Source organism: Salipaludibacillus neizhouensis (assembly GCF_002886185.1).
Lineage (GTDB): Bacteria > Bacillota > Bacilli > Bacillales > Salisediminibacteriaceae > Salipaludibacillus > Salipaludibacillus neizhouensis.
This window is the reverse complement of record NZ_KZ614146.1, coordinates 1,200,338-1,219,688: the sequence shown is the minus strand read 5'-3', so window position 1 is coordinate 1,219,688 and position 19,351 is coordinate 1,200,338. Positions and strand designations below refer to the sequence as shown.

Genomic DNA, 19,351 nt, shown 5'->3' with positions numbered 1-19,351 from the left:
AGGCTTTTGCTTCAAATGTCCGACAAACCTTGGCAAGTTCTCGCACTTAAGTACTTGATTCATCACGCTCCTCAAAATGGTTTATCAATATGTATATAATTATCTAACTTCTCTACTAAATATTTAATAAAGATTTTGAATATCTTAAGTACTATGTCTTTTTAAACTAATGCTTCCGTTACTTTAAGTGTATTTAATCACAATCCCAAAAGTTTGCTAATTGTTTAATATCTATTCAAATTTTTTTATTAAATATTTTTTAAATCGCTACCTTCTCTTAATTCAATAAAAAAGCTGCCCTAAGGCAGCTTTTTAACTGAGATAGATTGGAACAGCTTTCACTTTTTAGCTACTATGAGAAATCTTTTAGAGTTTGTTCGAATCCCTTTCTCCGTTCGATTGTTCTTAATAAAATCATCCAGTATTTCAAAGTCCGTCTTTTCCTGACCAAAGTTTGGAATAGTTGGTGTGTGTTTAAGTAAGAATATAATGTCTTCTGGTCTTTGAAAATAATCAGTAGAATTATATTCGAAGGATTGAACTTCGGAAAAACCTACTTCTTTTAATTCTTGAACATATCTTTTTTTTAATGCACCATATTCTTCAACTACATTGCCTCGATTAAATGCTTTTTTTACATTTAATTTGTCACCCTCACCAACTTGTTGAGTTAAAAAATATCCACCTTTTTTGATTACTCTATCGACTTCCGTTGAACTAAATGGTGCATGACGACATGAAACTAAATCAAAAAAGTCGGTTGGAAACAGCAAGTGTTCAGAAGACATATGAGAAAAACGTACATTTAATACTTCAGATTTTAATAAATTAGATTGAGCTGTTTTCATCATTCCAACAGATATATCGATTCCAACTAAAAGAAATAATGAAGGTGCAAGGTTTAATACATTTTCTCCTCCACCTGTACCAATATCAAGTAGGATATCAGAAGCTTTAGACCTTTTCATTATTTCCTCGTTAAAGTCCCACTTTGCCCCTTCGGATACAAGCTTTAGTTTACTAAAATCCCATCCATTTGCTTTTCCGACCTTATCATAAAAACTTTTATAATCTAATGGTTTCATTTTTTCCACCTTTCAAATGTAAAAAGCCAAAGCACTTCAATAGCAGCTTCAGACTATCGCTTCTCCGTGAGCTTAAGTAAGTTGTTTCACATATTCATCAGGATTATAAGGATAAAGGCTAAATGACATACTAAATCACAATATAGGAGTATTGAGAAATAGCACTTCCCCGTTTTTCTTATCTTTTTTTTTCAACCTTTGTGCACTTAAAGTTGTTTTCCTTGTACAAACTTACAGCATTTTCATTCCATTTTGCTACATGTAATTTTATCGGTAATTCATTAGAATTATTCTGAATATGATTTATTGCCCAAAAAAGTAGTTGTGTACCATACCCCTGACCTTGAAACTTTTTATTTACAATAAGGTCATCTATTTCATTGTCGTAACAAGCAACTGAAGCGATTAGTTTTTCATTTTGTATCAATAGATATATATTATTTTTCTTATCTGCAATCTGTTCTTTTGAAGAATAGAAATTATACGGTTTTACACCTAATACTTTTCTCATCTCGTAAAAACACTCGTTATATATTTTCTGATAACTATCATGAAATTCATCTGAATATGGTGTCAGGCTTAATTTTGATTCTACTTTTCCTCCAACATATTCCATTTCATAAGCTATTATTTCAATCATAAATTCACCTCATAAAATTATCGTATTTTTCTATAAATATGTACAATATCTAATCTGCTTCATTAGCAACTTTATAAGCAATCTCAGTTTGTTCCACTATCGCTGTGGCGTTTATTTAAGTAAAAATTTTATAAAGCTGATTATGCTTGGGAAGTAATAGGATGTTTAACTTGTAATGGAAAATGGTTAGTACCACTCGTTTTTACGAATAATACATCATCCCCATTAAAAATATCCCTTTGTGTATCACCCCCTTTATAATTAGGGGTATAGTGAAAGACAATCCTATTAGTATCACTATTAGTAATCTTCGAAAGAATATTATGAATGCTGACTTCTTTTTTACTAACAATATCAAAAAGATCTATTTGCTTTCCTTCCGCCTTAAAAATTACTATTGCATCTTCATCTTCTACGTAGTAAATATCATTTTTAAACACGTATATACAATAGAACATAAGAATCCCGTGAGTGTTTAGTGTCCCAAACAGATTGGAAACAGGCACTCTTTCGGAGGCAATTTTATAAACAAAGTTAAGGTCGTCACTATTGTTACCATCGAGTTTACGAATACCTATTGTATCAGATTGAATTGGCGAATATATCATTGAAAACTGATACTCATTAACTGATTGGAAACCAAATTTCGGGTAAAAGTCCAATACATTTTGATTTGCAAATAGGTACATGAAGTCATAGCTACTCTCAAATTCTTCCAAAACCTTATTCATTAAACTTGCTGAAAGTCCTCGATTTCGATAATCTGGGTGTGTCATAACTGTTCCTATTTGTATGGCTCTTTTATTCTCCCCATTTATAACGAAGTCCAATAGATTAACTGAAACATTAGCTATTACTTTACCCCCATCAGCATAAGAAAAGGGAATATAGCGGTTATTCCAATACCCTTTTTTATACCAATCTTCAAAATTCAAACCAAAAACCAGAGTGGCAAGTTCATTAAAACTTTTTCTTAGTTCCTCATTATTTTTGTAATCCTTATAGAACGTTGATCCTGTCATTTCTTCTCCCCATTCCAAGAATTCTTCTATAACTGTCCTCCCCTTTAGCGCCATAACAGAAACTACGGTTCTTCCATTATTGCTACTCTGTTTGTTAAAGTACATTTTTTCACAAAGTGGCAATGAACAAAGAATAGCTGCCCATAGAGAAGCTGCTTCACCATTTTACTGAATTGGCATTTGGCTTTTCAAAAACCATTTAAACCATCTACCGTGTCCATCGGTTTCAGCTATAGTATTTTTACTTTCAATACCATCCAAATAATAATCAAGATGTAAGTACCTATCTTGAATGTTATTGTAAATATGAAATATGTCTCTATTCCTACCAATGTCTTCAACAATTTGTAACAGTTGATTTTTCATTTCTAATGGTATTTGGTTAGCAACATGAGTATGAAAAATACAAATCACACTGTCTTCTGAAATATTATCAACAAATTTTGATAATAAACTTATCCCATCACCATCAAACAAACTCACTGGAACTTCTTTCATATAACTTGCAGCTTCTTCAAACATAAACAACCTCTTCTTATGTTCGGTCCATATTAAGGATTTAAGCCACAATTTCTCCTCTTCATCATTTAAATCAATTGTATTTAAATCTATCCCCATCCTGGTCGATACTGGTGGTGGTGTCGAATGAAGAATTGGTGTATTTTCTCCTTTGATTTCTGCTGTAAGATGAAGTTTGGAATCAATATTACCATAAATGTCATTTTGTCCGTAAGAATATGAATAGTTATCCCAAAGAAGCTGTAACCCCGCACTAGTTCCAATTTCAATAAGTGCTAATGGTTTCTTCGCTTTCTCATAAACAGTACAAAAAACAGGATAAAGGTATGCACATCTACGTACTTCGTTCGTTTGGACAAGTCTCGTTTTGAGAATTGATTCGATTTCATTCCGATGCTTAATACAAAAATCCTTAAAGAATTCAAACGAGTCCTTATATAACTTTGAATGATTTACTATACTCGGGTAAAACTCTTTTAAAGGGTGTTCCTTACCTTTTAGTAAAAGATAATGTACTGCACCAAATAACAGGTTGGGGATAGGTTGCCCATCACCTGCGTTACCACAAATAGCAAGAAGTTGATCATCCTTAGAAATTTTTATGGACAAAAATTCGTATAATAGGCTTGACCCTTTACATTCCTTTTCGGCAAAGGTCAAAAAATTCCGAGACAAAACTTCGTTATCAACCAAAGCAACTTCCCCCTTCTATACAATCTATTAATAATAAATTCGACAATTTACCAAAAAAAGCCTTTTTACTATTTGAATGTATTAATTTTACTCTGTAAATAAGGATAAGCATCTCGTAGTCAAGAAAAAAACACCATTCCGATTATGGAATGGCGTTCGTTTCGTATCATGTATGGACTCCGTGTTACTATAAGAATTATTTTCGACTATGTGAGAAAGTTTGCTATACTATTTCCTTTTAAAACGACTTCCTTTACTTTTAGCACGCATTCTAGTAAGTTGCTCTTCAACTCGGTTTTCAACATCAGTAGTTTTTTTATTGTTCATTTCTAAAGATACGATCTTATCTCCAGATAAGGTTATAAAAAACCACATTCCTTCTTTGCTACCGTCGGGTAACTCAGATACATCGAGAGTATACTCTTCACCAATCTCTTCGACTAATAGTGTTGCAAACTTTCCATCTACGATTCGATCTAAAACGCCTTCGTGTTTCATCATTCCCCTCCTACACAAGCTAAACCTTCCGATTTGATATCGGCAAGTCTTGCTTCGCCTATGCCATTTATTTTAGATAAGCTATCTACGGATTTGAACGGTCTTGAATGAACAAGTTCTTCTGCCCGAGCAGGACCGAAGTGAATAATAGATTCAATTTCTTCCGTAGATGCAGAATTAATATCTACACAATTTTCAGTATTCGTGGCAGAATCATTATCGTTTCCGTTATTCCGATCATTAGAATCCGCGTCATCGGAAGAATTACTCGAACTTGAACTACCGCTATAATTACCAGAAGATGGTGATGCAGGAGTAATATTTCCATCTTTTTTAGTAGTTACATCGTAAGTGGCCCCATCAGTAGAAACAATTACTGTTCCATGAACATCTGTGCCGTAGAGTTCGATTCCTTTGTCGGTTACTCGCGAAATCACTTCATCATGGGGATGACCATATTGATTGTCAGAACCGGCAGAATAAATAGCAACATCAGGGTTAACGGCATTTAAAAAATCATCTGTAGTAGCTGTGTTCGAACCATGATGTCCTAATTGAAGAATATCCGCTTCCAAATGAAGCCCACTTTGACTCATTGCATTTTCCGTTTGAGATTCCGCATCTCCCGTAAAAATAAAGGAAACTTCTCCGTAATCCATTCTGAGTGATACAGAACCTTCATTTAAATCACCTGTTAGTGTATCTGGGTTTAGAATCTCAAGACCTAGAGGACCAATATCATATCCTTCGCCAGCTCTTGGTTCATGAAATTCGACATTACTGTCTTCAATAGCATCCATTACCTCTTGGTATATATCAGAGGTTGCCGTGTCTCCAGACAACCAGACTTCTTCTACATCGAGATTTGCAATGACTTGATCAATCTGTCCGATATGGTCTGCGTGTGGGTGTGTCCCAATTAAAATATCAAGGTGAGAAATCTCATGAGACTCTAAGTAATTGACAACGTTATTAGCATCCCAATTTCCTGTATCAATTAAAATTCTAAAATCATCGCCTTCATAGGAATATTCTATTAACGTTGCGTCAGCTTGTCCTACATCGATGTAGTGAACTTTCATTTCATTAAGTTTATCCGCCGAAGGTCCGTCTCTAGGATTTTCTTCTGTGTTTCCCTCGTTCTGTTCTACACCTTGATTAGTGTTGCTTTCTGTCTCTATTTCATTTTCTTCTTTTATATCTAAATTTTCTTCCTTACTTTCTGTTTCACTCGATTCATCTGAATCAGCATTATTTTCAGATGCTATTTCCGAGTTGTAATCACCAGTAGCTTCGTTTGTTTCCGCCTCTTGACATCCCGTGATTAAAAAGACTATTAAACATAAATTCATTAAACTTACCAAACTTGTTCTCAAAGAATCACCTCTATCTATATGAAATAATAACACATTAGGGAAACAGGGGGACTGTTCTGTGCATCATTGGCAGCGGTGGGGACTCTTTCTTAAGATTGTAAAGGTAAATTAAAAGTTCCTATCTGAAGGATTCTGTTGATTAATAACATGTTACTCAGTTGAATCCCTTCTAGGCGGTGCGTTCCGCGGGAAATGATTCAGCTGTTGCTCTTCCCGCTCAAGTCACCGCCTTCGCTACTTCCAGCTTCTTTTTGTTTAAGAATACAGCCTCTCCTTTAACAGGAAGAAGAAACGTCAAAAAGACTCTTCAGTTAATACTAGTGAAGAGTCAAGTATATGTTGTAATATTCGATTTTGCGGTAACTTGACATGCAAGGTCATAAAAATAGTTTACTTTTTTCATTGAAGATTTTCAGTGAACTATTTATCCAACTCGATAATGTGAATGTGTTTGCTTTCGGTGACTGTTTAGGACGAACACTATCTTTATTACATCTAAGATTCTATGGTTTACGAACAGTAGGGACTGTTTGTAAATAAAAGCACATTTTACATTCATACTCCAACTAAACACTATTAATAGCATACAAAAACACACAGATTAAGATCTGCGTGTTTTTACTCATATTTTCTTTGCTTATTGAACTAACGCGTAGTTACTTTAAGTACCTTCAATTGATAGGAAAACACATTACGATTTTTTAAATGATAAACTTGCTTCATCTAATAAAGTTCTCATAACTGGTAAGGACGCTGGACCAATACCATGGATTGTTAGAATTTCTTTTTCGGTGTATTTTGAAAGTTTTTGCAAAGTATTAATCCCTTCCTGATCTAAGGCATTTCTGGCAGGTGAACTTAGTTTCGATAGGAAGTCACTTTCAAGTTTATTCTCCTTATCACAAGCAGGACAACTTGGACAGTCACTACTTTTAGAATATTTATGCCCTTTTTCACAAACTCTTAAGCTTTTTTCTGCTTTCAATATAACCCCTCCTACTAATTTTTGTATCCAATTTACATGCTTTTTTTGTGTATACCGGTTAAACAATGCTGATCTAACAACAAAAAATAGCGCACCAAATCATATACGATTTAACACGCTATTTCTTCTGTTATTTACTCTTGCTTCTTTCCCTCTTTGAAAATCAGTCACCTACCGTAAGTCTTGTATCGCAAAATTCCCACAACGTTTAGAACAAGGCTGAAAACTTGGTTAAAAGTAGATTACCTCATGACTAAAAAAATGATCATTTGTTCAAAGTAAGCTGCTAAGCTTGGTCATGTTTCCTAGTTTTTACGTGCGTTTCCGCAAACAGTTATCGGAGTCTACGATCTGAAACACTTAAGTTAATTCATACACAACTTCTTCTAGTTTCATGCCGCGGGAGCCTTTCAGTAGAACGATATCGCCTTCTTCCACCGTTCCCTTTAGTTTAGCGATCAGCGCCTGTTTATCGTTGTATGCAAAAACGCGATTTTCGGGAAAATTGACTTTTGCACCTTCTGCTATTTTTCTCCCTAGCTGGCCAAATGTGATGACTTCATTAATTTTCTCTTTGTCAATTCCTTTACCGACTTCAAAATGAAAGGTTTCTTCCTTGTCACCTAGTTCAAGCATATCTCCCAAAACGACGATTTTTTTCTTGTAGTGTTTTAAATCTTGAAGCAAGTCAATGGCGGCTCGCATCGACGTTGGGCTCGCGTTATAAGCATCATTAATGACCGTCACGCCATCTTTTCCTTGGATCAGTTCTGTTCGCATTCCCGTGATTTTAATTGCTTCGAGCCCTTTTTTGATATCTGGGATCGACACATTCATCTGCTTGGAAATAGCGATGGCTGAGAGAGCATTATTTACATTGTGTTTGCCGAGGACCGGAATAAAATACTCGGTCTCAGCTTCGTCTTTTAAGGTGAAATATGTGCCATTGCTCTTCTGTTGGATATGCGCCGGGCAATAATCGTTTGTTTCACTATTACCAAAGGTGATGACGTGAAACGGACTTTGGTCGACTTTTTCTGTTAATAATGGCTCATCTCCATGGATGATGAGTGTCCCGTTTTCTCTCAAACCTGCAGTGATTTCAAATTTCGCCTCTGAAATTCCTTCACGAGAACCTAAATCCTGTAAGTGGGACTCGCCAATGTTTGTGATGATTGCAGCTTCAGGTTGTGCTAGATTGGAAAGGAGCTCAATTTCTCCTCTTCCGCTCATTCCCATTTCCAACACTACGATTTCTGTGTCTTCCTGTAACCGAAGAATCGTCAATGGCAATCCGATGTGATTATTGTAATTCCCTTCCGTTTTTTGGACTTTATATGTCGTTGAAAGCACGGAGGTAACCATGTCTTTCGTTGTTGTTTTACCGTTACTACCAGTGATTGCGATGACTTTTGCGGGCAAACTCGCCAAGTAGTTTTTTGCTAATTCCTGTAATGCCACTAACGTATCGTCGACATAAATTAACGGTACATCTGCAGGAGAATTCGGCTGATCTTTTTGCCAAAGGGCTCCGACTGCCCCATTCTTGATAGCTCCTGTCACAAAATCGTGGCCATTAAAGTTCTCCCCAACAATCGGGATATATAGATTTGCTTTTTCGATCGTTCTTGTATCTGTGGAAACTCCGGCAACCTCGATACGGTTAGTGTCTGGACCGACAACTTCTCCGTTCGCCCACACAGCAATTTCTTTCAATGTTTTTTGCATCATCGCACTCACTCCTTCTTATCGATAGAAACGTTCCTCTTTCTGAATAATATGTGTAGATATTTTCCACGATATTATGCGGAAAAAAGATAGGGAAAAGCTATGTAAAACGAGGCTGACTCAGAGTCAACCTCATTCCTAAATTTATGCTTAAAAGGTGTGCTTAATCTTCTGTTTTTCCTGATGTCGCTCTCTTCCAAGTTCGACTAGTTTTTCAATTAACTCCGTGTATGACAAGCCTGATTTCTGCCAAAGCATCGGGAACATGCTAAAAGGTGTAAAGCCTGGCATCGTGTTCACTTCGTTCATAAGGATGTCTCCCTCTTTTGTTAAAAAGAAGTCAGCGCGGACTAATCCCGAGCAATCGAGTGCTTTAAACGATTGAATCGCCACGCGTTTCATTTCTTCATAGTCTTCATTGGAGACGTCTGCAGGGATAATAAGGCCTGTGCTTCCGTCCTCATATTTAGCTTTATAGTCATAAAAACCATCTTTTGGAACGATTTCACCAACTACGGAGCATTGCGGATCCTCGTTTCCTAATACGGCAATTTCCAATTCACGACCGTCGATTCCTTCTTCAATAATGATTTTACGGTCATATTCAAAAGCTTCTACAAAAGCTTTTTCAAGGCTTTCGCGGTCGTTACATTTACTGATTCCAACACTTGAACCTAAGTTTGCTGGTTTGACAAAACAAGGGTAACCAAGTTTTTCTTCGACGTTCTTGTAAGCGGCTTCGGTCTCTTTTTCCCAATAACTGCGAACGTACCATACATAGTTCGGTTGCTTAATGCCAGCCTGTTCATAAATGTTTTTCATCATGACTTTATCCATGCCGGCAGCAGACGCCAGCACTCCGTTCCCTATATAAGGAACGTTCATCAGCTCTAATAACCCCTGAACGGTTCCGTCTTCCCCGTTCGGTCCATGAAGCAACGGGAAAATCACATCGAACTTATCTTCCGTTTGGCTGCTTTCACCCTTTGCTTGAACCGGAAAAATTTCTGAATTTAAAGCAACCGGAGAAATCGTTTCCCCTGCTTCTTTCAATTGAAGCTTCTCGACCTCTTCCACAGGACCTTCAAGCTGAGTTCCTCTAACCCACTGACCCGTTTCTGAAATGTATATTGGATGAACGTCATATTTAGTTAAATCCAATGCATTAATGACGGCTTTTGCTGTTTGTAATGATACATTATGTTCGGCGGATTTCCCACCATATAATAACCCTAGTTTAATCTTCATAATCACCCTCCATATTTGTTCCCTTATCATTTTAACATTTCCGCCTATAAATTAACTACTAATTTTTCAAGGAAACAAGGGGACGGTTCTGTGCTTCCTTGGTACCGGCGGAGGAATAGGGGTTCATCGAACAGTGCCAGGCACTGTTCGTAAGGATTCTGAAATTCAATTGGGAAATTTATGTTAAAGTAATAGTAGAATATATGGATTATTGTAAATGTTTTCACTTAAGCTAAATGATGCTTTGTTTAAGAAGAAATGTACATTAGGGGGAAAAAATTTGCTGAAAGTCTTAAGAATTATCTTATCAATATCCGTTGTCACTTTAGGTAGCTATAGTTTAATAACTCGAAAATTCGATTTACTGCCTCATTCTTTAGTGGGTATCCTAACGTTGGTATTAGGCTTAATTGAACTTAAAAGACAATAAATCATTTTGGAGATTTATAAACATTGGAGCATCTGCATTTGTGGTTACAAGGGGACGGTTCTGTGCTTCATTGACACATACAGAAGACTTGCATGGTTCACTCAGCGAGGAATAAACGAATAAAGGACCCTTCCGCAAAAAGCGAAGGGTCCTATTTGTTACACTATTCGTTAAGGCGACCATGAATTCTGAGATAATGGTTGAACTCTTTGCGTTGTAACCTGTCTTTCTTCGTATTACGAAGGCATGCCATGAACAGATTTGACCTCAAGATATTCCTCAATCCCAAAGTCACCCCACTCACGACCGATTCCAGATTGTTTATAGCCCCCAAATGGTCCATGGAAGTCGGTGTCAGCATCGTTGACAGTAATTCTTCCAGCTTTGATTTTCGATGCAACATCACGCAATTTCTCCGGATTTTTACCAATTACATAGCCTGCAAGACCATAAATAGTATCGTTTGCAATATCAAGTGCTTGGTCAAGACTATCGTAAGTCAGAATCGTTGTAACTGGACCGAAAATTTCTTCTTGTGCAATGACCATATCGTTAGAGACATCCGTAAAAACAGTCGGCTTGGCAAAATAACCTTTTTCCAGTCCTTCAGGTTTGCCTGTCCCACCTATAAGCAATGTTGCTTCCTTCTCTCCTTTTTCAATATAAGATTGCACAGTTTCCCACTGATCCTCTGATACAAGTGGCCCTGTTGCAATTCCTTTTTTACGGGGATCACCGACCGGGAAAGATGGTAATACCTTTTGAACCGCTTCTTCGAATTGAACCTTCAGCGAAGTAGGCACAAGTATTCTTGTCGCGGCAGAGCAGACCTGACCGGTGTTCGTCATCATATGGGAAACGGCTGATTTCGCTGCTTCTTCTACATTTGCGTCATCCAACACGATAAGCGGCGATTTCCCGCCTAATTCCAAGGCTACCTTTTTAATCGTTTGCGCCGCATTTTGCATGATTTTCTCTCCTACTGATCCGGAACCTGTAAAGGAAACAAAATCAATATCTCGGTGGGAACTAATGCCGTCCCCAATGACAGAACCTGTTCCGTTTACAAGGTTGAATGCACCTTTAGGGACACCTGCCTCATCAATGATCTCCGCTAGCATCATAGCTGCAAACGGTGTCTTTGATGCCGGCTTCAGCACCACGGGACTACCGGCCGCAATCGCACTAGCAATCTTTGTTGAGGTTTGATTCGTAGGAAAGTTCCATAGTGTAATAAGTCCACTCACACCTATTGTTTCCTTTAAGACCGTATGCCCGCCTCGATTCTCTGAGAAGGAAAAGGACTCTAGGGCTTCTGCCGCGTGACTGAAATGACCTAGACCCATGTTATAATGTACTTCCTCGGAGACAGAAAGTGGCGCACCTAATTCGTCTGTCATCACCTCGATGAATTCGTCTTTTCGCTTCTTATATCCTTCCACAATATTGTGCAGCCATTGAATTCGCTCTTCTCTTGTAGAATTTGAAAACGTCGGTAGTACTGCTTTTGCTGCAGCAACGGCTTTATCTAAATCCTCATTTGTTCCAGAGCTGATCTTTCCCATCACTTCTTCGGTCGCTGGGTTCACAACATCGATCGTCTCAGAACCTGTTGATTCTATCCATTCTCCATTTATAAAATGCTTAACCTGATTACGCATATAAAAACTCTCCTTTTTCATCCATCTAGTTAGTAGACTCTGAAAAAATCTTTCCTAATGTTGATCATCGGCTACTAATTTCCTCTTCTTTCAAAAGGAAAGACCTCAACCTACAAGTAATATCATCAGTTAATATAATGTAAAAACACTCTATTCTGCAATGTAGGTTTCTAGAAATGATATACCCTCCTCCTAAAAAATAAAACAGAGAAATAAAAATTGTTTTCGTATTTTTGAGGAGAATAAAGTAGCTAAACATTGGAAACATAATATAAAAAATCAGATCAGGAAATAGGTGCTTATGAACCAAGAATATATTCAGAAGACAAATGAATTATATGAATTACTTGTCGATACTCAGTATGAAATGATTCAAGAATGGATGGAAAATGTTATTTTTACTCCCCTATGGTGGTTTGGATTAAGTTTAAGTATCCTTCCTTGGATTGCCTGGGCATTTTTCCATCATAAAAAAAGTAGAAACCGCTTGTTATTTGCCGGCTTCGGTATTGTTATTGTCGCGTCTTTTTTCGATTTTATAGGCGTACAATTAGGTTTATGGATTTACTACTATGAGTTAATACCATGGATACCAGCATATGAACCTTGGGATGGAACTCTTATGCCTGTTTCTATTATGATGCTAATTGAATATAAACCTCATATTTCTCCTTATCTTAAGGGATTGATCTTTGCGTTTCTAACTTCGTTTATTGGTGAGCCATTTTTTGATTATATGGGGTTGTATAAGGAAATTAGTTGGAATCATTTCTATTCATACCCAATTTATTTCTTGATATTTTTATTCGGTTATTGGTTGAGTAGAAGAAATAATTTCAACATATACTGGTCTCCTAAATAATCGTTCTTTGCATTCGTTTTTTCGAGAAGGAAACATGGGGACGGTTCTCTGCATCATTGGCACCGGTGAGGTAGTTTTAAACCGTTTTCAAAGGAAAAAATCTGCTAATTAATAACATGGTAACTGGAATTCGCACTTTCCACGGGCAAAGCTTCAGTCTCCTCGGGCAAACCACCAAAGGCCCTGAAAAGTAAAAACCAACTTTTTCAGAGCCTTTCTGATGTAATGAGCGATGCCGCCGCATCTTTTAAAAGCCTATTAGTAGCGTATTTATCCTAATAGGATTGCGGAGTGAGAATCCAATACCAGGTAGTTTTCAGACTTTATCGGTGACCTTAAAACCACCCTGTTGGCTCATCAGCCGTTGCTGTTCCCTCTGAAGTCACAGCCTCCTTTCGCTACTACACACTTCTATCTCAGAAACAACGTTAACGTGTTTACGAATACAGCCTCTTGATTACTCGATAGAAGAAAAACACACAAAAAAAGACTCTTCAGGTAACGGAAAAGAGTTAAGTATATGGCGAACTATTGTTTCTAAAATTTGTCATCGATGATTGTAAAAAAAGCGACTGCCCCCACCATTGTAAAACGTTACAGTAGTGGGGGCAGTCATCTAAAGTATGGAATTATTTAAATAAAAAAAATATTCAAATAATTACTTAAATAATGGTAAACTTGTATAATAATATAACTATTAGGAGGATTACTTTAATGGAATCAACAGGAGTTGTGGGAGGTATTTACAAAGTTTGTGAATGGATAATGAAATTAGCATATATAAATATTTTATGGGGATTATTTTCATTACTAGGTTTAGTCATATTTGGTTTCTTCCCAGCAACAGTTGCTATGTTTACGTTGATAAGAAAACTTTTATCTAATGAAGATGTCCCTACCTTTAGAACATTTTGGACAACCTATAAAAAGGAATTTAAAAAAAGTAACTCGCTAGGTCTGGTTTTAGTAATTATCGGTTTTATATTCTATATTGATTTAGAGTTTTTAAGACAGTCAACCGGGTTTCTGCATTTGCTATATATCCCTTTTCTAATCATGTCTTTGGTCTATATCTTAATCGTCTTATACATTTTCCCTGTTTATGTTCATTACGATTTAAAACTACTTCAAGTAATAAAAAATGCATTTTTCATTATGCTCCTATATCCCATCTATACAATTATAGCGATTTTAATAAGTCTCGTTGCTTTATACTTAATGATAAAAATACCTAGTTTAATCGTTTTATTCTCTGGTAGTATTTTCTCATTAATTATCATGTCTTGTGCTAACCTTTCTTTCAATAAAAATGATGAAAAACTTCAAAAATCTGTACAGAAAGTATACTAAAGAACCAATATAAAAATCATAACTACGGCCCCAAGAACAGCGATATTCCCTGTACTGGGGCCAAATACTTTAAATTCCGAGAAAAAAATTTAGATAATTACCTGATTTCAACATCGTTTTTACCTTTTTTTAGATTTTATATCGTGCCTAATTCCATATGCGTTAATCAGTGCATTGTATTCATCCATTGTAATTACCATTACTCCGCCGTGCTTAGAATTTACAGGTATGTCCATATCCTCTTCACTTTTTATGAACTTTGCAGTATTTAAGTCATTCGTATAGTAAGGGATATATTTCTTTTCATTTTTATAATGGTCCAGCAACAGACACCATTTTTCTTCCCCTTGTAATTTAAAGCAAGCTGGACCCTCCACTCCAATCATATCATTTAGATTTGTATCTATAGAAGTAAACTCTCCTAGTAACCGATCCGATACCTCGACTGTAATGCTTTTTACAGTTTCATCCTTTGAAAAACGATAATACTTACCCTTGTATTCTATAATTGTGGTGTCAATAATATGATTTTCTCTTTCAATATATATCTTTGGCTCATCAAACGTTATAAAATCTCTTGTTTTCGAGTAATATACTTTTTGCTTTTCCGCTCCAAAATTTTCTCGTGAAGCCCAAAACACTAAAAAGTCATCGGTTTCTTTATCATAGATTGCTTCAGGAGCCCATACACAACCAGCTGTTTTAGGACCTGTCTTAACAAGCCGTTGTTCCGACCAGTTAACCAAATCTTCAGATTCCCAAACTACCATATGCTGGCTTCCTGATTTCTGAACCTCCTCCCAATCTTTACGGTAATAAATAGAAAGATCAGTACCAATAATGTAAAATTTATTTTCATTAGGAGAGCGGATAATAAATGGATCCCTTACTCCAAGATCACCTAACGTTGAAGTCAGTAAAGGTTTTTTATCATTTAATGTATCCCATCGCACGCCATCCTTGCTGACTGAAAAATACACTTGTTCCTGGTTTTCTTTTCTTTCTTTATCATGAATAAAATGCACAAATAAGTACGCTCCATGTTCACTTTTATTTATATTAACTTTAGACATTGTGATACATCCACCTCCGATAACTCTTAAGATTACATATTTATATCCATAGGTCTCATCCGAATAATTGTAACGGAATGCTTTTGAAATTCATAGTCAATGGTGTTACCTCTCATAACGATTTCCGTTTCTTTAGGAATAATATGTTCTGGAAATTCAAAACTATTTTTTGCTTCCAACTCGTAACCAGACAGCTCGTGGATCTTAAGATGATATCGTTCCTCATCCAGACCATTCACGATCAGTTGCGTTGACATAGGTATACTTTGAACATTAACAACTTTGAGAATAACGTACCGCGTTGTTTCATCTATACTCGCTGAATAATAGAGGGGTTCAATGACAGGAAGTTTATCCTTTGTTTCATTAATTAATGTTCCATCAATAAACGTACGAATCTCTCTTCCCATGACCGCTAACTTAAGATGATATTCTTTATCGTTTTCAACGGAGAACCTACTTTGAGTTAAACAGGAGTTCCAGCTTTTCGCGCGTGTCGCAATAAGTGAATCCTGGTTCTCCCATCCGCCAATCTCCCAGATGAAATGATTTTTATCATCTTCGTGACCAAAATAAATTTTGAATCCTAGTGGTCCATCACTTTTCTTGGCTTTTAAAGAGAGTTCATAATTTCCCCATTTAATGTTATCTAGTGTTAGATGATCCATCCCTTCACATGTCATTGCTTTATAATCCTTTTTCTCACCTGTATCTTTATTCGTCACTACTATGTCATGAAAATGAGAGGTGTTTCGGATACTCCCAAGTTTAATATTGCCCACTATTGGCTTATCCTTAGGTTCCTTTTGCTTTTTAAAGCCTTTTAATTCTACATTCAATCCGTAATCACCTTGATGATTCATAAATAATTTTTGTACATAATAATTAGGTGTTCCATAAACCTCATGGTTATTAAACCAAATTAAATTAGGATCCCATTTAACATAATCTACATTGCAAAGCATTGGTGCGTAACAAGCTAAACCTACTGCATGGGCATTCTTTTCAAGTCCTGTCATGAACGCTGCTTCTGCTAACGCATTATAATAAGTATTGCCACCAGTTGCGTACTCTCCCAAAAATACCTTTGGATCACCTTCGCGAAAGTCGTCGTAACGATGGTAATTAGCTAAAAACCACTCGGCTGATTGATAATAATGCTCGTCTACGAAATCGGAGTTATTTTCTTTTGCAGATTTCCATCCACGCTCATATTCACTTCCTGCTGCAAAGGGACCGCTAGAATTAATGATTTTTATGTCTGGATACCTCTCTTTGATTGCTTTATGAAAATAGGCATACCTTTCATAAAAAGGTTCTCCGACTTCTTCATTTCCGATTCCAATATATTCTAACTCGAATGGTTCTGGATGACCGAGTTCCATCCGCTTTGCTCCCCATTCCGTTGTCGATCCTCCCGTTGCAAACTCAATTAAATCAAGGGCATCATCTATCCACGGCTTCAGTTCTTCTATTGGAACGATACGTTGATGATGAGGATCATAGCCAGCAGGCAGTATCGGAATTGGTTTGGCACCAATATCTTCACAAAACTGGAAATATTCATAGTAACCTAATCCAAGTGTTTGATGATAATGCCAGTTATTTCTTCTAGGGGCTCTTGTTTCAACGTTACCGATGGTATTTTTCCAGCGATACATTGAATTTCTATCGTCTTCCTTCAAGCTGCCATCATGGACCAAACACCCACCTGGGAAACGCATAAATTTTGGAGTTAAAGCCTCTAATTTCTCAGCTATATCTTTTCGCAAGCCATTGTGTCGATCTTTATACGTTTTTTCTGGAAATAGAGATACCATATCTATGTAAACATTGCCTTGTTGTTCCGTAGTTAAGACAAGACGAGAACTGTTATCGGTCTCACTACTAGTTAATGTTACCTCATATCTCTTCCATTTAGAAGCTGTGATTTCTATCTTTTGAACTGCATGGACGTCTTTTTCATCTGCACTTTCTAGTGCTACAGTCATTACTTTTGATTGATCTGAATCTGTTCTTGCATAGAATGAAAACAAATAATTATTTCCTTGTTTCACAGGAATACCAGAATTAAAACCTAGATTTTTCACACCCGCTCTTCCACACGTTCCTATAACGTTTAAAGATAAATAATGGACGTTATTTGAATGAAGAGGATCTTCCTTTTCAACAGTCATATTTACTTTAGAATCTCCATGTTCCACCTTTTCCCAAGCGGTTAAAGCATGATACTCTTTATTATCAATTGGATCAAATTCAAATGAACGGTTTTGAACTAACTCTGCATACAGACCACCATCTGCAGCATGATTTAAGTCTTCAAAGAAAATACCAAATAAATCTCCTAAATCACTTTGCTTTTGCTTCGTATGAATGATCAATTTTTTTTGCTCACTCATCATTAAACCCTCCTTCTTTATTGTCCGCCTGTAATTTTCACTTCAACCCTAATGCCCTGCTTGATAACCTTAGTATCCTATTAAAATCACTTCCTGAACAAACCTTTTCTTGAGAAAGAGCCCTGGCTGAAACCAGGGCTCGATTAGTATGATTGATCTTATTCAAAATACAGGAATTTGTCTTCATCAATTGCTTTTTGTTTTTCATCGAGTATTTCCTGGTAGCCAGCTTCAAGATACCGTTGCTTAGCAGCTTCATATTCTTCATCAAAATTCTCTTCAGGAGCCATGACTACTTTTAAATAAAGCTCTTGGAAAAGGGCGTTCAAATCAGCCTGGTATCGATTCTGACTCTCAATAACTACGGTGAACAATGCATCTGGTTTAAGATACTCTACTACCTGTTCCTGATACTTGAACATATCATCAACGATATATTCGTACCCTGACGGAGACCAGAAACTTTCCATCGCTTTATGTGTCAATTCTTCTGAACCAAAATAAGGAGCTTCTGTAACAAGTGACCAATAGTCCTTGTTGTTATTCATCGCTAAGCTTGATTCGCCATCAAATTCCTCATTCTTAACTGGGAAGCCTTCAGAATCTAATGTGTAGTTGTCTCCTTCTACACCATTCTGCAGAAAGAATAAGTTGTCAGGCTGACTCATCCATTCGAGATACATCCACACAGCGATTCGTTCTTCTTCAGTTGCCTTCTCATTGATACCCATTATTAAACCAAATGGGAAATTCGCTCGTCCCTGTGCCTCGCGTCCTTCAGGTACCCTTGCATATGGAGGAACCACTGCAAATTCTGCATCTGGATTATTTTTTAGGGTCGCTTCAAATAGATCTGTATTGCTGGAAATGTATTCGCCATGAATACCAGACCTGCCTGCAACGAATTCCGTTTTTTGCCTATTTGCATCAAGTAAATAGAATTCTTGGTTTATTAAACCGTTGTGATATTGATTGCTTAGATTGCGAAGCCAACGTTCTGTATCCTCCGTCGTAAAATCGGCAACCATTAGATCCGAGTATAGAGCTCGATATTCTGGATCAATTGGCCAATCTCTAAAAGCATAGTTATAATTGTAAATATTCTCGGTTAAACCACCGCCTAAAGTGCCTAGACCTGCTTCTTTCCACTTCATAGCCATTTCATTAAACTTTTCAAGTGAAGTCAAATCTTCTACTTCCATTCCAACCTCTTCGACCCAATCTTTACGGATAATTGAAACAAAATTACTGATATCGGGTCTTTCAGCGAAAAAGAAGACATTTTCTTCGTTAATCATCCCGTACTGATCAATCGTCCCACTTAATTTTTCCCAATATGTTGGTGCATACTCAGCAATTTCATCCAAATCTAAAGGTTGAAAAACACCAGAGCTATAGTAAGAAAGCGCCAGAGGCATATCATAATTGTAAATAATATGTGGGGCGTTTCCAGCAGAAAGTAATTGTTGAAAATCTGTTACTTCACTTCCTCGTGATATAGGAACAAAATTTACATCAATGTTATATTGCTCACCAAACTCGTCTTGAATCCAGTTTGTGTAATAGTTATCGGAAACATTCCAATTTTCAAAAGCGCGATCATAGACTGGTATATTAAGACTGACAGTTTCTGAGAATTTCATATCATCATCAAGTGTGACGTCGTTTTCGCTTGTATTGCTAGTTGATGATGTTTCATTCTCATTATCTGAACAAGCTCCTAGAAGAGTGATGAGCATAACAGAGCTGATTAGTGTTAATAAATTTGTTTTTCTCATGGAT

Annotated in this window: 16 protein-coding genes; 3 read left to right on the top strand and 13 right to left on the bottom strand. The window is 36.7% G+C overall.

What is annotated here, in order from left to right:
* Positions 1-338 precede the first annotated feature (338 nt).
* The 9 genes from CEF18_RS05770 to CEF18_RS05730 form a co-directional block, all read right to left on the bottom strand.
* Positions 339-1,085 (bottom strand): class I SAM-dependent methyltransferase, encoded by a 747-nt coding sequence (locus tag CEF18_RS05770; protein ID WP_110935602.1) that lies wholly within the window; start codon positions 1,083-1,085, stop codon positions 339-341.
* A gap of 178 nt (positions 1,086-1,263) precedes the next feature.
* The gene (locus CEF18_RS05765) at positions 1,264-1,725 is read right to left on the bottom strand and encodes a GNAT family N-acetyltransferase (protein ID WP_110935601.1); all 462 of its coding nucleotides are present in this window, start codon (positions 1,723-1,725) and stop codon (positions 1,264-1,266) included.
* 140 nt (positions 1,726-1,865) lie between these two features.
* Positions 1,866-2,747 carry a GNAT family N-acetyltransferase gene (locus tag CEF18_RS05760; protein ID WP_110937604.1) on the bottom strand — a complete coding sequence of 294 codons (882 nt, stop codon included), beginning with the start codon at positions 2,745-2,747 and terminating at the stop codon, positions 1,866-1,868.
* A 165-nt stretch (positions 2,748-2,912) separates the two neighbouring features.
* Positions 2,913-3,959 (bottom strand): DUF2332 domain-containing protein, encoded by a 1,047-nt coding sequence (locus CEF18_RS05755; RefSeq protein WP_110935600.1) that lies wholly within the window; start codon positions 3,957-3,959, stop codon positions 2,913-2,915.
* A gap of 228 nt (positions 3,960-4,187) precedes the next feature.
* Complete coding sequence (locus CEF18_RS05750) at positions 4,188-4,457, bottom strand: DUF3006 domain-containing protein (protein WP_183041220.1); 270 nt, start codon at positions 4,455-4,457, stop codon at positions 4,188-4,190.
* The gene (locus CEF18_RS05745; RefSeq protein WP_223292248.1) at positions 4,457-5,833 is read right to left on the bottom strand and encodes an MBL fold metallo-hydrolase; all 1,377 of its coding nucleotides are present in this window, start codon (positions 5,831-5,833) and stop codon (positions 4,457-4,459) included. The genes CEF18_RS05750 and CEF18_RS05745 overlap by 1 nt, the downstream gene beginning before the upstream one ends.
* Positions 5,834-6,524: 691 nt before the next feature.
* A complete protein-coding gene (locus CEF18_RS05740) occupies positions 6,525-6,818 on the bottom strand; it encodes an RNA polymerase alpha subunit C-terminal domain-containing protein (RefSeq protein ID WP_110935598.1) in 294 nt (97 codons plus the stop codon).
* 360 nt (positions 6,819-7,178) lie between these two features.
* Positions 7,179-8,549 (bottom strand): UDP-N-acetylmuramoyl-tripeptide--D-alanyl-D-alanine ligase, encoded by a 1,371-nt coding sequence (locus CEF18_RS05735; RefSeq protein WP_110935597.1) that lies wholly within the window; start codon positions 8,547-8,549, stop codon positions 7,179-7,181.
* A 147-nt stretch (positions 8,550-8,696) separates the two neighbouring features.
* On the bottom strand, positions 8,697-9,794 hold the full coding sequence (locus tag CEF18_RS05730) for a D-alanine--D-alanine ligase (RefSeq protein ID WP_110935596.1): 1,098 nt from the start codon (positions 9,792-9,794) through the stop codon (positions 8,697-8,699).
* Between the two features lie 280 nt (positions 9,795-10,074).
* Between CEF18_RS05730 and CEF18_RS25760 the strand changes: the two genes are divergently transcribed.
* Positions 10,075-10,224 (top strand): hypothetical protein, encoded by a 150-nt coding sequence (locus CEF18_RS25760; protein ID WP_183041219.1) that lies wholly within the window; start codon positions 10,075-10,077, stop codon positions 10,222-10,224.
* A 236-nt stretch (positions 10,225-10,460) separates the two neighbouring features.
* Here the strand turns inward: CEF18_RS25760 and CEF18_RS05725 are convergent, their stop codons facing one another.
* Positions 10,461-11,885, bottom strand: coding sequence for an aldehyde dehydrogenase family protein (locus tag CEF18_RS05725; RefSeq protein WP_110935595.1), 1,425 nt, complete (start codon positions 11,883-11,885; stop codon positions 10,461-10,463).
* A gap of 301 nt (positions 11,886-12,186) precedes the next feature.
* On the opposite strand from CEF18_RS05725, the gene CEF18_RS05720 reads away from it, so the two are divergent.
* Both CEF18_RS05720 and CEF18_RS05715 read left to right on the top strand, forming a co-directional pair.
* Positions 12,187-12,747, top strand: a complete 561-nt coding sequence (locus CEF18_RS05720; protein WP_110935594.1) for a CBO0543 family protein — start codon at positions 12,187-12,189, stop codon at positions 12,745-12,747.
* A gap of 714 nt (positions 12,748-13,461) precedes the next feature.
* Complete coding sequence (locus tag CEF18_RS05715; RefSeq protein ID WP_183041218.1) at positions 13,462-14,097, top strand: YesL family protein; 636 nt, start codon at positions 13,462-13,464, stop codon at positions 14,095-14,097.
* Between the two features lie 119 nt (positions 14,098-14,216).
* Here the strand turns inward: CEF18_RS05715 and CEF18_RS05710 are convergent, their stop codons facing one another.
* The 3 genes from CEF18_RS05710 to CEF18_RS05700 form a co-directional block, all read right to left on the bottom strand.
* Positions 14,217-15,170, bottom strand: a complete 954-nt coding sequence (locus tag CEF18_RS05710) for a glycoside hydrolase family 43 protein (protein WP_110935592.1) — start codon at positions 15,168-15,170, stop codon at positions 14,217-14,219.
* A gap of 32 nt (positions 15,171-15,202) precedes the next feature.
* Positions 15,203-17,569 (bottom strand): alpha-L-arabinofuranosidase C-terminal domain-containing protein, encoded by a 2,367-nt coding sequence (locus CEF18_RS05705; protein ID WP_110935591.1) that lies wholly within the window; start codon positions 17,567-17,569, stop codon positions 15,203-15,205.
* A 158-nt stretch (positions 17,570-17,727) separates the two neighbouring features.
* Positions 17,728-19,347 (bottom strand): extracellular solute-binding protein, encoded by a 1,620-nt coding sequence (locus tag CEF18_RS05700; RefSeq protein ID WP_110935590.1) that lies wholly within the window; start codon positions 19,345-19,347, stop codon positions 17,728-17,730.
* Positions 19,348-19,351: the final 4 nt, after the last annotated feature.

Bases quoted from the DNA above. Each gene is read 5' to 3' on its own strand.
- CEF18_RS05715 (WP_183041218.1), top strand. From the start codon at position 13,462: ATGGAATCAACAGGAGTTGTGGGAGGTATTTACAAAGTTTGTGAATGG.
- CEF18_RS05705 (WP_110935591.1), bottom strand. From the start codon at position 17,569: ATGAGTGAGCAAAAAAAATTGATCATTCATACGAAGCAAAAGCAAAGT.
- CEF18_RS05730 (WP_110935596.1), bottom strand. From the start codon at position 9,794: ATGAAGATTAAACTAGGGTTATTATATGGTGGGAAATCCGCCGAACAT.
- CEF18_RS05760 (WP_110937604.1), bottom strand. From the start codon at position 2,747: ATGACAGGATCAACGTTCTATAAGGATTACAAAAATAATGAGGAACTA.
- CEF18_RS05700 (WP_110935590.1), bottom strand. From the start codon at position 19,347: ATGAGAAAAACAAATTTATTAACACTAATCAGCTCTGTTATGCTCATC.
- CEF18_RS05765 (WP_110935601.1), bottom strand. From the start codon at position 1,725: ATGATTGAAATAATAGCTTATGAAATGGAATATGTTGGAGGAAAAGTA.
- CEF18_RS05750 (WP_183041220.1), bottom strand. From the start codon at position 4,457: ATGAAACACGAAGGCGTTTTAGATCGAATCGTAGATGGAAAGTTTGCA.
- CEF18_RS05710 (WP_110935592.1), bottom strand. From the start codon at position 15,170: ATGTCTAAAGTTAATATAAATAAAAGTGAACATGGAGCGTACTTATTT.
- CEF18_RS05735 (WP_110935597.1), bottom strand. From the start codon at position 8,549: ATGATGCAAAAAACATTGAAAGAAATTGCTGTGTGGGCGAACGGAGAA.
- CEF18_RS05725 (WP_110935595.1), bottom strand. From the start codon at position 11,885: ATGCGTAATCAGGTTAAGCATTTTATAAATGGAGAATGGATAGAATCA.
- CEF18_RS05720 (WP_110935594.1), top strand. From the start codon at position 12,187: ATGAACCAAGAATATATTCAGAAGACAAATGAATTATATGAATTACTT.
- CEF18_RS05770 (WP_110935602.1), bottom strand. From the start codon at position 1,085: ATGAAACCATTAGATTATAAAAGTTTTTATGATAAGGTCGGAAAAGCA.